This window comes from Aquamicrobium sp. LC103 (assembly GCF_001014615.2).
GTDB lineage: Bacteria > Pseudomonadota > Alphaproteobacteria > Rhizobiales > Rhizobiaceae > LBCQ02.
Genome location: NZ_LBCQ02000001.1, coordinates 424561 through 441114 on the forward strand (window position 1 = coordinate 424561; position 16554 = coordinate 441114).

The 16554-nt window shown below is 67.5% G+C and carries 11 protein-coding genes; 1 reads left to right on the forward strand and 10 read right to left on the reverse strand.

Translation table 11 applies throughout. The features are described 5' to 3' along the window. Nucleotides 1–53: 53 nt before the first annotated feature. The 8 genes from addA to XW59_RS02090 form a co-directional block, all read right to left on the reverse strand. Nucleotides 54–3572 (reverse strand): double-strand break repair helicase AddA, encoded by a 3519-nt coding sequence (gene addA, locus XW59_RS02055; protein ID WP_047145439.1) that lies wholly within the window; start codon nucleotides 3570–3572, stop codon nucleotides 54–56. Next, complete coding sequence (gene addB, locus XW59_RS02060; RefSeq protein ID WP_047145440.1) at nucleotides 3569–6691, reverse strand: double-strand break repair protein AddB; 3123 nt, start codon at nucleotides 6689–6691, stop codon at nucleotides 3569–3571. The genes addA and addB overlap by 4 nt, the downstream gene beginning before the upstream one ends. Next, nucleotides 6688–7389: a nucleotidyltransferase family protein gene (locus tag XW59_RS02065; RefSeq protein WP_047145665.1), complete on the reverse strand. Its 702-nt coding sequence runs from the start codon at nucleotides 7387–7389 to the stop codon at nucleotides 6688–6690. The genes addB and XW59_RS02065 overlap by 4 nt, the downstream gene beginning before the upstream one ends. 17 nt (nucleotides 7390–7406) lie before the next feature. Continuing rightward, entirely contained in the window at nucleotides 7407–8915 is a 1509-nt protein-coding gene (gene tsaE, locus XW59_RS02070) for a tRNA (adenosine(37)-N6)-threonylcarbamoyltransferase complex ATPase subunit type 1 TsaE (protein WP_047145441.1), read from the reverse strand. A gap of 9 nt (nucleotides 8916–8924) precedes the next feature. Further along, complete coding sequence (locus XW59_RS02075; RefSeq protein WP_047145442.1) at nucleotides 8925–11465, reverse strand: PAS domain-containing sensor histidine kinase; 2541 nt, start codon at nucleotides 11463–11465, stop codon at nucleotides 8925–8927. Between the two features lie 238 nt (nucleotides 11466–11703). After that, nucleotides 11704–13101 (reverse strand): adenosylhomocysteinase, encoded by a 1398-nt coding sequence (ahcY, locus tag XW59_RS02080; RefSeq protein ID WP_137326962.1) that lies wholly within the window; start codon nucleotides 13099–13101, stop codon nucleotides 11704–11706. 153 nt (nucleotides 13102–13254) lie between these two features. Next, complete coding sequence (locus XW59_RS02085) at nucleotides 13255–13557, reverse strand: HPr family phosphocarrier protein (protein ID WP_082137567.1); 303 nt, start codon at nucleotides 13555–13557, stop codon at nucleotides 13255–13257. Beyond that, a complete protein-coding gene (locus XW59_RS02090; protein WP_047145667.1) occupies nucleotides 13554–13955 on the reverse strand; it encodes a PTS sugar transporter subunit IIA in 402 nt (133 codons plus the stop codon). The genes XW59_RS02085 and XW59_RS02090 overlap by 4 nt, the downstream gene beginning before the upstream one ends. Here XW59_RS02090 and XW59_RS02095 point away from each other — a divergent pair. Further along, a complete protein-coding gene (locus XW59_RS02095; protein WP_137326963.1) occupies nucleotides 13929–14243 on the forward strand; it encodes a hypothetical protein in 315 nt (104 codons plus the stop codon). The genes XW59_RS02090 and XW59_RS02095 overlap by 27 nt on opposite strands. 52 nt (nucleotides 14244–14295) lie before the next feature. Here the strand turns inward: XW59_RS02095 and XW59_RS02100 are convergent, their stop codons facing one another. Both XW59_RS02100 and XW59_RS02105 read right to left on the reverse strand, forming a co-directional pair. Then, the gene (locus XW59_RS02100; protein WP_052958133.1) at nucleotides 14296–14751 is read right to left on the reverse strand and encodes a hypothetical protein; all 456 of its coding nucleotides are present in this window, start codon (nucleotides 14749–14751) and stop codon (nucleotides 14296–14298) included. Nucleotides 14752–14755: 4 nt separating this feature from the next. Then, the gene (locus tag XW59_RS02105) at nucleotides 14756–16534 is read right to left on the reverse strand and encodes a sensor histidine kinase (protein WP_047145444.1); all 1779 of its coding nucleotides are present in this window, start codon (nucleotides 16532–16534) and stop codon (nucleotides 14756–14758) included. Between the last annotated feature and the right edge of the window lie 20 nt (nucleotides 16535–16554).

The following is a 16554-nucleotide window of genomic DNA, read 5'->3' on the forward strand; positions in this document are numbered from 1 at the left end:
TCTGGTCCGCACGCATGTGGTGCGCGCGGGAACTGACTTCAAGCATCGTTGTGTCACGCTCGCGTGAGTCGGACAAGGGCGTCGTCCATCGCTTCCGCCGGAACCTCGATGAGGATCGGCTTCTCGGTGAAGAGCAATGCCGCGGATATCCGCCTGCCCGGATAGAGGGGCGCGAGCAACTCGCGATAGAGCGCGAGCTGGGCGACATAGCCGCCCGGCACCTCGCGGAGACCGGCCGGCGGCGGCCGGTTGGTCTTGTAGTCGACGACGAGCACCTCGCGATCCGTCGCGGCCAGCCGATCGATCTTGCCTGACACGGCGCGCTCGACCGCGCCCAGCTTGACCGTGCCCATGATCGTCACTTCGGCGCGCGAGCCCTGCGCGAAGATCGGCGCGAAGCGCGGCTCGCGCAGCACCGCCTCGACGGAGCCGAGCAGCCTTTCGCGGTCCGCCTCATGCCAGGATTTGCCGATGCGCGCGATATAGCGCATGGCGGCGGGCACCCGCTCCGCCTCCGCCAGCGCGGGCAGCATCTGCAGGAGCCGGTGCACGGCCAGGCCGCGCTCGATCGCGAAGGATGCGGCGGGTGCCTCGTCGAGCACCGGCGAGCCTTTCGCGCGCCCCAATTCACGCTCGGGCTCGATCAGCGCGGCGGCGCCGGAGGGCGAGAGCGGACGCGGCAGGCGCGGCGGTGCCGGCAAGGGCCGGGTCAACGCGGCGGGCATTGCCGCCAGCTCGGCACGCGCGCCCTCCTCCGCCTTCCCTTCCTCGATCGCGCGCAACGGCGTGACGCGATACCGCAGCACCCTGGCACCGGAAACCGGGTGGACATGCTCGGCGCTGTCTTGCGACCCGCTCAGCGCATCGCGGACGATCGCGTGCCAGGTCATGTCGGAAGGTCCGCGCTTGCCGTGATAGCCGCAGACGACCAGGCGGTCCTCGGCGCGGGTCATGCCGACATAGAGCAGGCGGCGATATTCCTGCTCCGCCTTCTCGCGCGCGGTACGCGCCAGCTCGCGCGAGAATTTGTTGGTCATGTCGCCGGCGGCGCGCCAGAGATAGCCTGGCCCCCGCCAGCCCCTGCGCGGCGGGTCGAACGGCATCAGGCGCGGCAGATGGCTCTCGCTGAAGGCGGCACTGCCGCTGTCGACCAGGAACACGACCGGCGCCTCGAGCCCCTTCGCCGCATGCGCGGTCATGATGCGGACCTCGCCACGTGTCTGGTCCATCTCGCGCTTGATCTCCGGCCCGCCGCCCTCGAGCAGCGCCAGAAGCGGCTCCAGGCCCGCAACGCCCGACTTCTCCGCCGCGAGACAGAAGTTCAGGAACTCGTCGACCACGTCACCGGCCTCGTGCCCTAGGCGGGCGATCATCCTGCGGCGCAGACCGTCACGGGCGAGCAGCCCGGCATAGAATTCGAAAGCGGGGCGATAGCCCGCCTCGTCGCGCCAGGCGACGAGCTGGTCGAGCACCGCCTTCAGCGCATCGTCATTCTCCGCCGCCTGCCGCAAAGCGGCGAAGAGCGAGCGCGGCCGCTCCGCCGCGAGCCTGAACAGCGTCTCCTCGCCCAGGCCGAAGACGGGGCTCTTGAGCACCGCGGCGAGCGAAAGATCGTCCTCCGGCTGCAGCACGAAGCGGCCGATCGCCATCAGGTCCTGCACGGCGATGTGACCAGCCAGGACGAGACGGTCGGCGCCGGCGACCGGTATTCCGCAATTCTTCAATTCGCGCGTCAGCGCGTGGATGAAGCGGTCGCGCTTGCGCACCAGCACCATCACGTCGCCAGCGGAAAGGCGCTTGCCGGTGCCCTCGATCCTCTCGCCGGTGTCGAGCCACCGTCGAAGCGTCGCGGCGATCTGGCGCGCGAGCCTGACGGCGGGCGCCGAGGCGTGGTCGATGGGCGTCGTCCAGTCCTCGGGTTCCTCCACCACCTCCGGGCTCAGCGACGGCCAGAGCTCGACATAGCCCGGATCGTTCTCGCGCACCGCGCGATGCGCGATCGGCTCGGGGTCGCGCGTCAGTCCCTTGCGGGTCTCCTCGCGCGAGAAAACGAGGTCGACCGCCGAAAGCACGTCGTCGGTCGAGCGGAAGGAGCGCGTCAGCCGCACATGCTCGAACCGGCTTTCGGCCGCACGCACCCGCTCGGAGAACTCGCGCCCGCTGATGTCGAAGGCCTCCGGCTCCGCGCCCTGGAAGGAATAGATCGACTGCTTCTCGTCGCCGACGGCGAAGATGGTGCGCTCGACCCCTTCGCGCGCGCCCTTTCCCGCGAAGAACTCGGCGGCGAGGTTCTTGACCACGTTCCATTGATCCGGGCTCGTATCCTGGGCCTCGTCGAGCAGGATATGGTCGATGCCGCGATCGAGCTTGTACTGCACCCAGGCGCCGGAATCCTTCCGGCCGAGCAGCGCGACGGTGCGCGTGATCAGGTCGTTGAAGTCGAGGAAGCCGCGCGCGCTCTTCAGCCGCTCGTAGCGGGCGATGAGCCAATCGGCGATGACGAGCGCGGCGCGCGTGCCCTGCAGCATGTTGAGCAACGCGGCCCGGTCGCAGGCCGCGTCGATCGCCGTGGCGAAGCGCTCGAATTCCTCCGCGAAACCCGGAAAATGCTCGCCGACGCCCTTGGCCATAAGGGCCTTCGTCGACTTGGCGGTCCACTGGCCGTTCTTCCTGGTCATGAAAAGCGGGCGCAGCGCATCGAGCAGCGTGTCCGGCCCGGAAAGCGCGCAGGCGGCCGCGAGGTCCGCGCCGAAATCGGCCGCCTTCACCTTGCCGGCCGCATGGGCGCGGTCGGTGAGGGCGCGGGCGAGGCGCGCGTCGAAATAGCCGTCCGGCCAGACCTCGGCGAGGATTGCGGCAGGGGTCTCGCGGCCCGAGAAGCCGAATTCCCCGAAAAGCGGGTGAAAGCGCGGATCGCCGTCGCCGATCGCAGAGATGAAGCGGCGCAGGCCGTCACGCTTGGCGACGACCTCGCCGAGCAGCGTTTCCAGGCCGAACTCGCCGCCGAGCTGCAGCACGGTCGCGAAGGCCTCGGCAAGTGCGGGGTCCTGCCCCTCCGCCGCGCCCGCGATCATCTCGCGCCGCGCCTCGGCGACCAGCGCCGCCTCCATCTGGTTGTCCAGCATCTCGAAATGGCCGGCGATGTTGGCCTCGAGCGGGAACTGGTGCAGCACGGCCTCGCAGAAGGCGTGGATGGTCTGGATCTTCAGCCCGCCGGGCGTTTCGAGCGCGCTGGCGAAGAGCTGGCGGGCGCGCTGGATCTTCCGCGCCGAGGGCGGACGGCCGTCGAGCTTCTCGATCTCGCCGGCGAGTTCGTCGTCGGGAAGCATCGTCCATCTGGCGAGGCTCGAAAAGACGCGGTTCGCCATGTTGGCCGCGGCGGCGCGCGTATAGGTCAGGCACAATATGCGCGACGGGTCGGTGCCCTCGAGCAGCAGGCGGATGACGCGCTGCGACAGCACGTGCGTCTTGCCGGAGCCGGCATTGGCCGACACCCAGACCGAACTGCGCGGGTCGGACGCCCGGGCCTGGCGCTCGACGGTCTCCTGCGGAACGACGAAGCTCTTCCTCATTCGCCGTCCCCGTCCTCGTCGCCGCCGGCGGACCATTCCAGAACGCGGGCAAGGTGGTCGTAGTCGCCGCCGACGTCACCCTCGCGGAATGGAAGCGCGCGCGACAGATAGCCGGTCTCCTCCCTGCGGTAGTGGGCCAGAAGCTTTTCCAGCCTTGCCCAGGCTTCCTCCGAAAGCTCGATCGCGGATTTGGGTTGGTTCTTGTAGTCGAGAACCGATTCCTCGAAGACCTCGCCATTGGCCTTGAGCCGGACATAGGCGAGCTCGGCCGGCATCGGGCTGCCGGCCTCCTCGAACGCGCCGCGCATCAGGAGGGCGCCTTCGAGCGCGAGCTGCGGCGAAAGCAGGGTGTGCGCCTGCGCCTTGGACGGCGAGGAGCCGGTCTTGAAATCGAGTATGTCGGCCATGCCCGCCGCGCGCAGGTCGATGCGGTCGGCGCGGCCACCGAGGGTCGATCCGGTCAGACCGACCTCGGTCTGGTTGGCGCGGGCCTCGGCGAGACGTTTCGCTATGCCACGCGGACGGTTGCGATCCCATTCGACGAATTTCCCGGCCATCAGCAGGAAGCGCGGCCACCAGACGGCGTCGATGTCGGGCGGCAGCGCCCATTCGTCGAAAAGCCGTCGTCCGATCTCGACGAAGCGGGCAACGGCGTCGGGTGCCGCCGGATCGATGCCGGCCAGCGAGAAGCCGTGGATGATGTCGTGGAACAGCGTGCCGCGCTCGGCGGCACCCGGATCGCGCACCAGCGGCTCCACCGGCTCGAGCCGGAGCACACGCCGCGCATAGACCGCGTAGGGATCGCGGCGCAGCGTCTCGATCTCGGTGACGGAGAAGCGCAGCGGCCGGGCGTCGAGGGGCGGGCGCGGTTCGGGTCGCGGCGCGAAGGGCACCGCCGGCGCCTCGTCCAGCGCCTGCGCCCAATGAAGGATCGTCCTGCCGCGGGCGCGCATTTCCCGCGTCGGCGCCTCGCCGGCGAAGGTGACGAGCCGCTGCAGCCAGCGCGAAGCGACGGCCGGAGCGTCGCCCGCCCGGGCGGCACGGCTGAGCACGACCTTGTGCGTGCCCATCGCCATGACGAAATCATGCGCCGCCTGGCCGATACGCCGTTCGGGCGGCTCGAGCTCCATGCCGGATTTCATGAAGCGCGACATGAAGCGGTCGGGTTCCGCCTTGCGCGGCCAGCTTCCTTCGTTGAGGCCGCCGATCACCAGCGTGTCGACCGCCTGCAGACGAGCTTCCAGCGCGCCCCAGATCGCGACGCGGCTGTCCGCGCCGACCGAGGGCTTGACCATCTGCCCGGCGACCAGGGCGGCGAGCACGTCCGGCCATTCGCCGGCGGCAAGCGGAACATCCGCGGTCGTGCCGATCAGGGCGCGCAGGAAATCGGCGAGCTTGTCGCCCGCTTCGCCATGATAGAGCCCGTCGAGCGCGCCCTCCTCGTCGCGGCCGAGCCGTTCGAGGCATTCGACGGAAATGCGGGCGACCCCGCTCAGGAAAAGGTCGGCGCGCCGGCGCAACTCCGCCAGCGGCTCGACCACGTCGTGCAGCGCCTCCAGCACCTTGCGGGCGTTGTCGATTTCCCGCTCGTCGAGACGACGGCGCCAGAACGGCTTGCGCGAGGCGGCATCCATCGCCGACAGCCGGCGGTCGAAATCGGCCCGCAGCGTCGCGATGTCGGGACGGCCGGTGCCGCCGCGCAGCGCAACGAGATCGATTGTCTCGGAGGCTTCGCGCACGATGCCCCGCGGCAGGCCGAGGCGCAGCAGCGGATGCTTGATCAGGGTCAGTATTCCGACCGGATCGCCCGGCCGCAGCACCGCTTCCAGCAACAGCCGCAGCAGTGTGGCGGGCGGCGTGTTGGACAGCGGCGTTCCCCCGGAATCGTCGGCCTCGATGCCGAAGCGGCGCAGCTCCGTCGCAACCCGGCGGGCAAGCTCGCGGTCGCCGGTGACGAGCGCGGCGGTTTCATGTTCCCGTGAAATCGCGAGACGAAGCGCGACCGCGATCGCCAGGGCCTCCTCGCGCTCGTTGGCTGCTTCCATGAGCGTCACGCCGGCAAGGCCGGAGGCGATTTCCGCATCGTCGGCCGCCTCCCGCTCCCCCGCCCAGGCATCGATGGTCTCGGCCGGTCGCAGCGCCTGCCCGACGATCCCGGTCCGGGCGGCGAGCTCGGGTGGAGCTTCCGCGAGGTCGGCGATCTCGGTCCGGTCGACGCCGAGAACGCCGAGAAGCTTCTTCAGGCCGGCTTGCGGATGGCCGAAGCTCGCCGGCGGCGCATCGGGCTTGCCGATCTCGTCCCAGCTTCGCGTGTCGATCGCCCGATCGAGGCCCGGCAGCACCACCGCGCCAAGCGGCAATCTGGCGATCACCGAAAGCAGACGCGCGGTCGCCGGGATCGAGCCGGTCGAGCCGGCGGCGATCACCGGGCCGGCCGGCGGATTTCGGGTGAGGCGCGCCGCCTCGGCGAGGATCATGGCGCTGCGATGCGCGGCGGGGTTCGAGCGGTCGCGCTCGGCCAAAAGCCGCGGCCAGGCATCGGTGACGATCTCCAGGAATTCGAGGGTCACCTGCCACCAATTGGCGAGCTCGACCGGGACGAGCTGCGCGAGGCGGCTCCAGTCGGCGCCTTCCGTTTCGACCTCGTCCATGAGCGCGCCGAGATCGCGGGAAAGCCAGATCGCGTCGGCGAGCGAGGCCGGCACCACGATCTCCTCGCCATAGAGCGCGGCGACATGGGCGGGCAGCCTGCGCTTCCAGGCCTGCACGAGTGGAGCAAGCAGCAGGATGCGGTCGAGCGCCTCGACAGGCGGGGCCATCGCCAGCTCGGCCGCGTCGCCGCCCTCGAAGATGGCGACGTCCTCGTCGAATTCGCCCAGCGGCCGGATCGCGGGCAGGATCGCGGACTGCCCGCCGAGCCGCTCGACGAGGATGCCGCGCAATTCGCGCGCGGCGCGGCGGGTGGGCACGTAGATCGTCGCCTCGGCGAGCTTCAGCGGGTCTCCGTCATATTCGAAGCCCTTCACGAGTCGTCCGGAAAGAAGCGCATCGGCGAGCGTCGGCAGGAACGGCACGCCCGCCGGTATCGACACAACGTGCGGCGCGGCGCGAACGCTCATCGTCCGCCGGAACGGGCCGCCACCACCGCCTCGGCTGGCGCGATCGCCTCCGGCGTGCCGACCGTGATCCAGTGTCCTTCCATGACCGTGCCGAAGAGGCGGCCGGCTTCGATCGCCCGGTCGAAATAGAGGTTCAGCGAATGCGGCCTTGCGGCCGCGCCCTCGAAGATGCGCGGGTCGACGATCGCCGCGCCCGCATAGATGAAGCCGTCCGGCGAGCGGTTGGCGCGCATGAGCCGCCCGTCCCCGCCCATCAGGAAATCGGTCGAACCGTTGTGCCCCGTCGCCATGTCGAGTCGCGCTAGCATGAGAAGAATATCCATGCGCGCGCCGTCCCATGCAAGGGCGAGACGTTCGAGATTGGGCTTGTCCCCCTCGATCCAGAACGTGTCCGCGTTGAGCACGTAGAACGGCTCGGTCCCGAGCTCCGGCAACGCCCTGACGATGCCGCCGGCGGAATCGAGGAGTTCCGTGCTCTCGTCGGAAATCACCACGCGCGGCTTCTCGCGCCGCGCGACATGGGCAACGATCTGCCCGGCGAGATAATGGGTGTTGACCACCGCCGTTCCGACGCCGGCCTCGGCCAGCGCGTCGAGGCCCCAGTCGAGCAGCGGCTTGCCGGCGACCGGCACCAGGGGCTTGGGCATCGTGTCGGTGATCGGGCGCATGCGCTTGCCGAGCCCGGCCGCCAGCACCATGGCGATGGATGGAGCTTTCAAGGCGCGTCTCCGAGGATGCCGGTCTTCTCGTAGAAATCGCGCAGCGACGCAAGCGACGGGTGCGAGACGGCGCGGGCGACATAGTCGCGGATGCGCGGCAGGTGCCTCAGATATTGCGGCTTGCCGTCGCGTTTGTTCAACCGCACGAAGATGCCGAGGATCTTCGAGTTGCGCTGCGCGGCCATGATCGCATAGGCCTCCTCGAAGGCCGGCCTGTCGAAACCGCCCTGCCGCGCGCGGGTGCTGCAATAGGCATCGACGATCTCGTTTTCGAGCGTGGGCGGGATCGTCACCCGCGCATCCATGGCCAGCGAGGCGACGTCATAGGCGGCAGGCCCGATCAGCGCGTCCTGAAAATCGATCAGGCCGAGGCGCGCCAGGCCGCGCTTCCTGCCCCTCCAGAGGAAGTTCGGCGACTGGATGTCCCGCAACATCAGGGACCGTTCGGCTCCTGATATCCGGTCAAGCACCGCGTTCCACGCCTTGGCGAAGCCGTCGCGCTCGCCGGCGGTCGCCTGCCGGCCTGCGACCGCCGGCAGATACCAGTCGAGCAGAAGGTCGACTTCGATCAGCATCGCCGGGCGGTCGAAGGGCGGGATGGCGTGCACAACGCCCGGCGCGGCCTCTGCCTCGCCCGGCCAATCCCTGCGATGGATCTCGGCGAGGAGTTCGGCGGCCGCCACGTAACGCTCCGGAATCGGTTCGCCGTCGGGCAAATGAAGGTTTTCCGATCCGAGATTCTCGATGATGAGGAAGCCGCTGTCGAGATCCTGCGTGTGGATGACGGGCACGGCGAAGCCGGCGGCCTCGAGCAGCCGGTCGATCGCGGCGAAGGCCGTCACCGACCGCGCCGTATGCGCGATCTCGGCATAGGCCTTGCCGCCGCGCACGGGCGGCCCGAGCAGCAGCGGCGGCGAGTTCATCAGGATCGCCGGTGTGCGACCCGGCTGCTCGATCGTCTCGTATGAACGCGCCGAGGCATCGCCGGATTGCGGCGTGCGGACCGCCTCGTGCCAGCCGGATTCGTTCAGGAAATCGCGCGCCGCCAGCGAGCGCTCCAGCCGCGCCAGCTTTTCTTCCGGTCCTCGGAGGCGGGCGACGCGGCCGTCGCCTGCCTCGGCCAACTCGATCCAGATCGCATCCGCCGGCAGACGGTCGCCGGCACGGTCCGGCCACTCGACGAGCACGACGCCCGCCTCGATCGCCTCCTCGAAGCCGAGCTCCTCCAGCTCTTCCGGCGACGACAACCGGTAGAGGTCGAAATGCCGGACCGGAATGCGCGCTTCATAGGCTTGCACCAGCGTGAAGGTCGGGCTCGGAACCTCGAGCCCGGCATCGTCGGCGAGCGCGCGGATGACGGCGCGCGCGAGGCTCGACTTGCCCATGCCGAGATCGCCGTTGAGCGCCAGCACGTCGCCGGCGCGCAGCGCCGCGGCTATGTCCTCGCCGAAGCGGGCGGTGGCGGCTTCGTCCGGCAGGAAGCGCTCCAGGGTACGGCCGTTCATGATGCGTTTCTACTCCGCGGCGGCGCGGATTCCCTCCGGCGCCATCGGGAAACGGCAGATCACCGTCGTTCCGCTGTCCGCGCCGGTGCGGATGTCGACCGAGCCGCCATGCAGCTCGACGAAGCTCTTGACGATCGAAAGGCCAAGCCCGGCGCCGCGGCGGCGTCCGCCATTCGTTTGCGTCTCGAAGCGATGGAACAGCGTTTCCAGCAGTTCCGGCGCCATGCCCGGTCCGTCGTCATGCACCGAAAACTCGACGCCCTGCCCGCCCGCGCGGCAGTTCAAGGTGATCGTCCCGCCCTCCGGCGCGTAGTTGGCGGCGTTGCTGAGCAGGTTGAAGAGTATCTGCCGCACGCGGTTCTCGTCGGCATGGAAGCTGCGGGGCGCGGCGCGGATATCGATCGCCAGCGAGATATTGTGCTCGCGCAGGCGCTCGGAGATGAGGTCGGCCGCCGACTGCACCGCGCGCGCGACCTCGACCTCGCCGATATCGAGCCGCATGATGCCCGCATCGACCGTTGCCAGGTCGAGGATGTCGTTGACGATCGTCAGGAGCACAGAGGACGAAGAGCCGATGTGATCGACATAGTCGCGCTGGCGCTCGTTGAGCGGGCCGGTCGAAGGCAGGGCGAGCAGTTCGGTGAAGCCGATAATGTTCGTCAGCGGCGATCGAAGCTCGTAGGAGACGTGCTGGACGAAATCGTTCTTGAGCCGGTCGGCCTTTTCCAGAGCGTCGTTCTTCTCCTTCAGCGCGCGCTCGACATTCACGCTGTCGGTGACGTCGACGAAGGTCGCCATCACCTGCCCGTTCGGCAGGTAGATGATGGCGTAGCGCAGCACCGCGCCGTTCTGCAGCTCGATCTGGCCGTGGCTGTTGCGGCGCTCGTCGTCGAATCCGGTCACCGCCGCCGTCAGCTCGGCCCAGAGATTTTCCCTGGCAACGCCCTGGCAGGCAGCCTTGATGGCGGAGATGTGGGTGTCGGGCTTCACCAGCCCTTCCGGCATGCTCCACAGCGACGCGAAGGCCGGGTTGGAAAGGCGTATCCGCCCGTCGGGACCGAAGACCGCCACGCCCTCGGCGAGATTGTCGAGCGTTTCGCCCTGCACGCGCACCGCCGTGTTGTAACGGCTCTCCAGATTGATCTTTTCGGTCAGGTTCTCGAACACCCAGGTCACACCGCCCTTAGGCTGCGGATTGGCGACCACGCGCAGCGTCTGCCCGTCCGGCAGATGCCAGAGATGCTCCTGCGATTCGACGGAGCGATAGGCCGCGAGGATGTTCTCCTTCCAGCGCCGCCATTCCGGCTGCTCGGCTAGCCTGCCCTCGCTGCGCAGCCTGTCGAGCAGCAATGTGTGGTCCGGCGCGCTGTGCAGGAAGGAGAGATCGAGATCCCACAGCTTCTGGAAAGCCTGGTTGAAGAAGCGCAGCTTCTCCTGCGTGTCGAAGATCGCCACCGCCGTGTTGAGCTGGTCGAGCGTGTCGGCGTGGCTGCGCACGGTGCGCCCGAATTCCTCGCGCACGGTCTCGATGTCGCTGACGTCGCAGGCGATACCGGCCGACCCCTCCGCCCCGATGACGTCGGTGACGGTGAACATCCTGCGGTCGCCGCCGATCACGGCGGAAAGCGTCTGCGCGAAGACCGGCCTCGCCAGGTGCTCGCGCGCGATGGTGTCGCGGGCGGCCGTGCCCAGGAATTCGCGGCTTTCGCGCAGGACGGCACCGGCGTCTTGCGCATCGACCGCTTCCGCATAGGCCTTGTTGACCCAGATCAGGCGGCCGTCCGTGCCGCGCAGCCAGAACGGCATTTTCACACCGTCGAGCAGGCCGACGACGCTGTCGTGCTCGCCCTGCAATCGCTGATGCTCGACGCGCAGCTCGGCATGGTCGCGGCGGGCCTCGGAAAGGGAGAGGAAGCGGACGGCCGCGTGCGAGGTAACCTTGCGTCCCTGCGCCTCGAGCAAGGCTCCCTTGTGCGTCTCGACCACCATGTCGAAGGATACGCCACGCTCGCGCAGGCCGGCAATGGCGTGTTCCAGCGCGCTCGCGGTACGCGGGGTGAGCCACCGTCCGAAACCGAGGAAAGTGGCGCGGTCCTCCGGCACGCCGGCAACGGCCGGGAGCGTGCCGACCAGCTCCGGGCGGTCGCCGTCATTCATCCACACCAGGATGCGCTGATCCTTCAAATTGAGGAGCGCCTCGGACCGCTGCAGCGCATTGCCGAGTTCGGCCACGCGCTCGCGCAGCTTGACGTTTTCAGCGGCCGTGCGGCCGCGCTCGCGGATCAGCCAGATCGCCGAGAGCAGCGCGGCGCCGGTGACGCCGGCAAGCATCGCAAGCTGGATGACCTCGACCGTGCCAAGCGACAGGCGGCCGATCGTCAGCGCGCCCTCGCGGGCGAAGGCCTCGGCCGGCCACAGCGAAACGCCAAGCGCCATGACGGAACGGGAAAGAAAAGTGCCGGCAAAAAGCCCGCGCGACCGGCGCGCGATCGAATCCTTCCGGCATCCGGTGCCGGTTTTCCCCGCATCCAGTGGACAAACCCCTGGCATTCTCTCTACCTCTCCGCCGCGTGATGCCAAGATCGTCCTATCGGGACCGCTCCCTCGGTTCCCCTCGGAAAACAAGCGGGATGCAGGTGCATCCCGTCCGACCGAGGAAGCCGGCATCGCGAATCACCCCACTGTACCCGTTGACCGAATCGTCGTGAAGAAGGCGGCCGGCCAAAAATAATGCCGGGCGAAAAGTCAATCGCCCGGCATCAATATATTGTATGTACTGGTTAAGAAATTAGTACCGGTAGTGTTCCGGCTTGAACGGACCTTGCGGTGTCACGCCGATATAGGCGGCCTGTTCTTCGCTCAGCCGGGTCAGCTTCGCGCCGAGCTTGTCGAGATGCAGGCGCGCGACCTTCTCGTCGAGATGCTTCGGCAGCACGTAGACCTCGTTCTGGTATTGCCCCGGCTTGGTCCAGAGCTCGATCTGCGCCAGCACCTGGTTGGTGAAGGAGGCGGACATGACGAAGCTCGGATGGCCGGTCGCATTGCCGAGATTGAGCAGTCGGCCTTCCGACAGAAGGATCATGCGCTTGCCGTCCGGGAAGGAGATCATGTCGACCTGCGGCTTCACATTGGTCCATTTCAGGTTGCGCAGGGCGGCAACCTGAATCTCGTTGTCGAAATGGCCGATATTGCCGACGATCACCATGTCCTTCATCTTGCGCATGTGATCGAGGGTAATCACGTCCTTGTTGCCGGTCGTGGTGATGATGATGTCGGCGGTGGGTGCGGCATCGTCGAGCGTCACGACCTCGAAACCGTCCATCGCGGCCTGAAGCGCGCAGATCGGGTCGACCTCGGTCACCTTGACGCGGGCGCCGGCGCCGGCGAGCGACTGGGCCGAGCCCTTGCCGACGTCGCCATAGCCGCAAACGACGGCGACCTTGCCGGCCATCATAACGTCGGTGCCACGACGGATGCCGTCGACCAGCGATTCCTTGCAGCCATATTTGTTGTCGAATTTCGACTTGGTGACCGAGTCGTTGACGTTGATCGCCGGGAAGGGCAGCAGGCCCTTCTTCTGCAACTGGTAGAGGCGGTTGACGCCGGTCGTGGTCTCCTCGGTCACGCCGCGGATCGATTCACGCTGGCGGGTGAAGAAGCCCGGCGTCGCGGCCATGCGCTTCTTGATCTGGGCGAAGAGGATTTCCTCCTCCTCGCTGCCGGGCTTGGAAAGCACGTCCTCGCCCGCCTCGGCGCGCGCGCCGATCAATATGTACATGGTGGCGTCGCCGCCATCGTCGAGGATCATGTTGGTGTCGCCGCCGTCGGCCCACTGGAAGATCTGATCCGTGTACTGCCAGTATTCCTCGAGCGACTCGCCCTTGACGGCGAAGACCGGAACGCCCGAAGCCGCGATCGCGGCGGCCGCGTGGTCCTGGGTGGAGAAGATGTTGCAGGAGGCCCAGCGGATTTCCGCGCCGAGCGCCTTCAGCGTCTCGATCAGCACCGCCGTCTGGATCGTCATGTGGAGCGAGCCCGAGATGCGGGCGCCCTTGAGCGGCTGGGTCGGGCCGAATTCCTCGCGCGCGGCCATCAGGCCCGGCATTTCGGTTTCCGCGATCTCGATCTCCTTGCGGCCCCAATCGGCAAGCGAAATATCCGCTACGATGTAGTCTGTGCCAGACATGGCGTTCTCCAATCCCGTGAGAAATCCGTCGAAACCCGCGCCTTCAGGCAAAACGGGCGGGCGATTTTGCCGGTTTGAGTAGCAGATCGGCGGGAAACGGGCAATGGGACATAAAGAAATCTTTATCCCTGCATATGCCGTGCAGGCGAGGCGTCAGCATTCTTCGCCGAAACGGTCGGCCACCAGTTCCTCCAGCGCGTCGAGAAGCGCGGCCGCCTCGCGGCCCTTCGCCGTCACGCGGATGGCGCAGCCGGGGCTCGCCGCCAGCATCATCAGGCCCATGATGGAGGTTCCGCCGACGCTGACGCCGTCCTTCTCCACCTCGACCTCGGCATCGAAGCTGCCGGCGACCTGGACGAACTTCGCCGAGGCGCGCGCGTGAAGGCCGCGCTGGTTGACGATCTTCAATTCGCGCGTCAGCGCCGCGGCTTCGGGTTTCGACATGGATTCGTTCATTTGCCGCTCAGCACCTGGCTCGCGACGTTGATGTATTTGCGCCCCGCGGTCTGGGCCTCCAGAAGCGCCTTTTCCATGTCGTCGCCGGTGCGCACGCTGGTCAGCTTGATGAGCATCGGGAGGTTCATGCCGGCGATCACCTCGATGCGGCCGGCCTGCATCACGGAGATGGCGAGATTGGAGGGGGTGCCGCCGAACATGTCGGTGAGCACGATGACGCCGGTGCCGGTATCGGCGCGCTCGACCGCGTCGACGATGTCGCGGCGGCGCTGCTCCATGTCGTCATCGGCCCCGATCGACACGGTCTCGAAATTGTTCTGCGGTCCGACGACATGCTCGACCGCGCGCCGGAACTCCTCGGCAAGCTGCCCATGCGTGACGAGCACGACGCCGATCATGCAGCGTTCCTTTTTCGCGGGCGGTCGTTCCGCGCGCATGGCGTGAGCGATGGCCGACGTGACGAAAACCCTGACGGAGGGGCGAAGAAGCCTTCCCGTGCATCGACTGTAATGATCACAAATTTACCCCGTCACACACTCTTTCGGCGCAGCCATATGGCTCTTGGCTTGACCTTTATCTCCCAGGATCGCGAGTTCGCGTGCATGATCCTGGCACAAGCCGGGCGGCAAGTGCGCTATCTTGTCAGCGGTTTGTTCTTTGACAAGCCCAAATCTGCCGTTCTTTGAGCCAAATTGCCGCATATGTGACCGCGGCGCGACGGTTTGCCTTGGGGCCGGGTCAGGCGACGATCCCCAGCCAGGCGGCAAGAACGCCGGTGGCCGAGGCAATGTTTCGGGCCGGCAGACGCAGACAGGGCAGCTCGACGCCGAGCACGGTCTCGCTGTCGTCCTCGCGAAAGCGCGGGACCTCGCCCTCCTCCACGAGCCGGACGAACAGGTCGACGACGGCCCTGCGCTCGAAGGGGACACCGGCGGGGCCGTAGCCGCGAATCTCGACCAGTCCTTCTATGGCCTGGGGCGCTTCGGCGACGAGCCTGCCGTTCGGCGCGGAAAGCCAGGCCTGGTCGTCGCTGACGAGCGCCGCATGGCCGCCAATCGCATGGCAATGCCGGACGACGGAAACCGCGAGCGACGATTTTCCGGCGCCCGAATCCCCGGTGATCATGATGCCGCGTCCGCCGGCCACGATCACCGTGGCATGGAAATTCGTCCGCTGCCTTCCCGGCTTGCGCAAGGTTCTAGCTTTCCGCGGGCAGCGTGACGGTGAAGCGCGCGCCCCTGATGTCGCCCGGCTTGGTGCCGGCAATGTTCTCCGCCGAAATCGTGCCGCCATGCGCTTCCACGATCTGCCGGCTGATCGAAAGGCCGAGACCGGAATTCTGGCCGAACGCCTCGTCGGAGGGCCGGTCCGTATAGAAGCGCTCGAAGATGCGTTCGATGTTCTCCGCCCGGATGCCGGGACCGTTGTCCTCGATCGTCACGATGACATGCGAGCCGTGGCGCGAAAGCGTGACGAGGATGCGGCCCTTGCCTTCCGGAACGAAGGAACGCGCGTTTTCGATGAGGTTGGTGAAGACCTGGCCGAGCCGCAAATCGTGGCCGGCGACGCGGAATTCCTTCGGCGCCTGCCCCTTCTTGCCGGCGTCGAACTCGATCTCGACCGGTTTCTTGTGCCGGCCGCTATCGCGCGAGGCGCCGACGATCTCGGTCAAGAGCTTGTGCAGGTCGACACGCGCCGCATCCTCGCGCGCCAGTTCGGCGTCGAGGCGGGATGCGTCGGAAATGTCGGTGATGAGCCTGTCGAGACGGCGCACGTCGTGCTGGATCACCTCCATGAGGCGCTCGCGCGACGTCTCGTTCTTGGCGAGCGGCAGGGTCTCGACCGCGCTGCGCAGCGAGGTCAGCGGATTCTTCAATTCGTGGCTGACGTCGGCGGCGAAGCTCTCGATCGCCTCGATCCGCGCATAGAGCGCGTTGGTCATGTCGCGGAGCGCGATGGAAAGATTGCCGATCTCGTCCTGCCGGTTCGAGAAATCGGGAATTTCCTCGCGATTCTTGATGCCGCGGCGCACCCGCACGGCGGCGGCCGAAAGCCGGCGCAGCGGGTTGGCGATGGTCGATGCGAGCAGCATCGACAGGATCGCGTTCACGAGTGCGGCGACGGCGAAGAGCCGCAGGATCGCGCGGCGTTCCGCGGCGACGATCTTGTCGATGTCGCCGCCCTGGGTGGAGAGCATCAGCACGCCCATGACGGCGCGAAAACGCTGGACCGGCACCGCCACGGAAACGATCTGCTCGCCCTGCTCGCTGACGCGCACGATGGTCGCCGGGCTGCCGGAAAGAGCGCTCATGACCTCCGGGAAAGCGGCGCCGCTGCCGCCCGGCTGCTCCTTATAAACCGGCAGGTCGGTGCGCCGGAACAGATTGGCGATGTATTTCTCGACCTGTTCGAGAAGCCCCGGCTGCTCCTGCTCGACCGAGGGCAGGTCGTAGCGCAGGATCTGCCCGCGCGAATAGAGATGGCGCGAATCCAGAAGCAGGTTCGCGTCGCGGTCGAATATGCGCGCCCTGGTGCGGGTCGGCGAGATCAGGCGGCGCAGCACCGGCGCGACCAGTTCCGGATTGATCGGGAAATCGAGGCTGTCGAGCTGGCCGGTGCCGGGCGGCAGGCTTTCGCCGGCCTGCAGCTCGAGCAGCTTCTCCGGATCGATGGTGATCGAATCCGTCTCCACCGTCGCCGACGCGGCGATGGCGCCGGCGATGATCTCGCCCTGCGTCATCAGGCTTTCCACGCGGGCCTCGATCAGCCCGTCGCGAAACTGGTTCATGTACAGAATGCCGGCGACGAGAACGCCGAGCGCGGCGAGATTGAGGAAGAGGATGCGCCGCGTCAGGCTGGAGAAGACATAGTGACCGAGCAGGCGGCGCAGCGTCAGCGAGACGCGGCCCCACAGCGTGGAGCCGTTCCTCGAAGACTTTCTCGCGCCGACCGTTGGCCTTTCAATGTCTGCCGCCATGGCTGATACGGTTCCCCAGA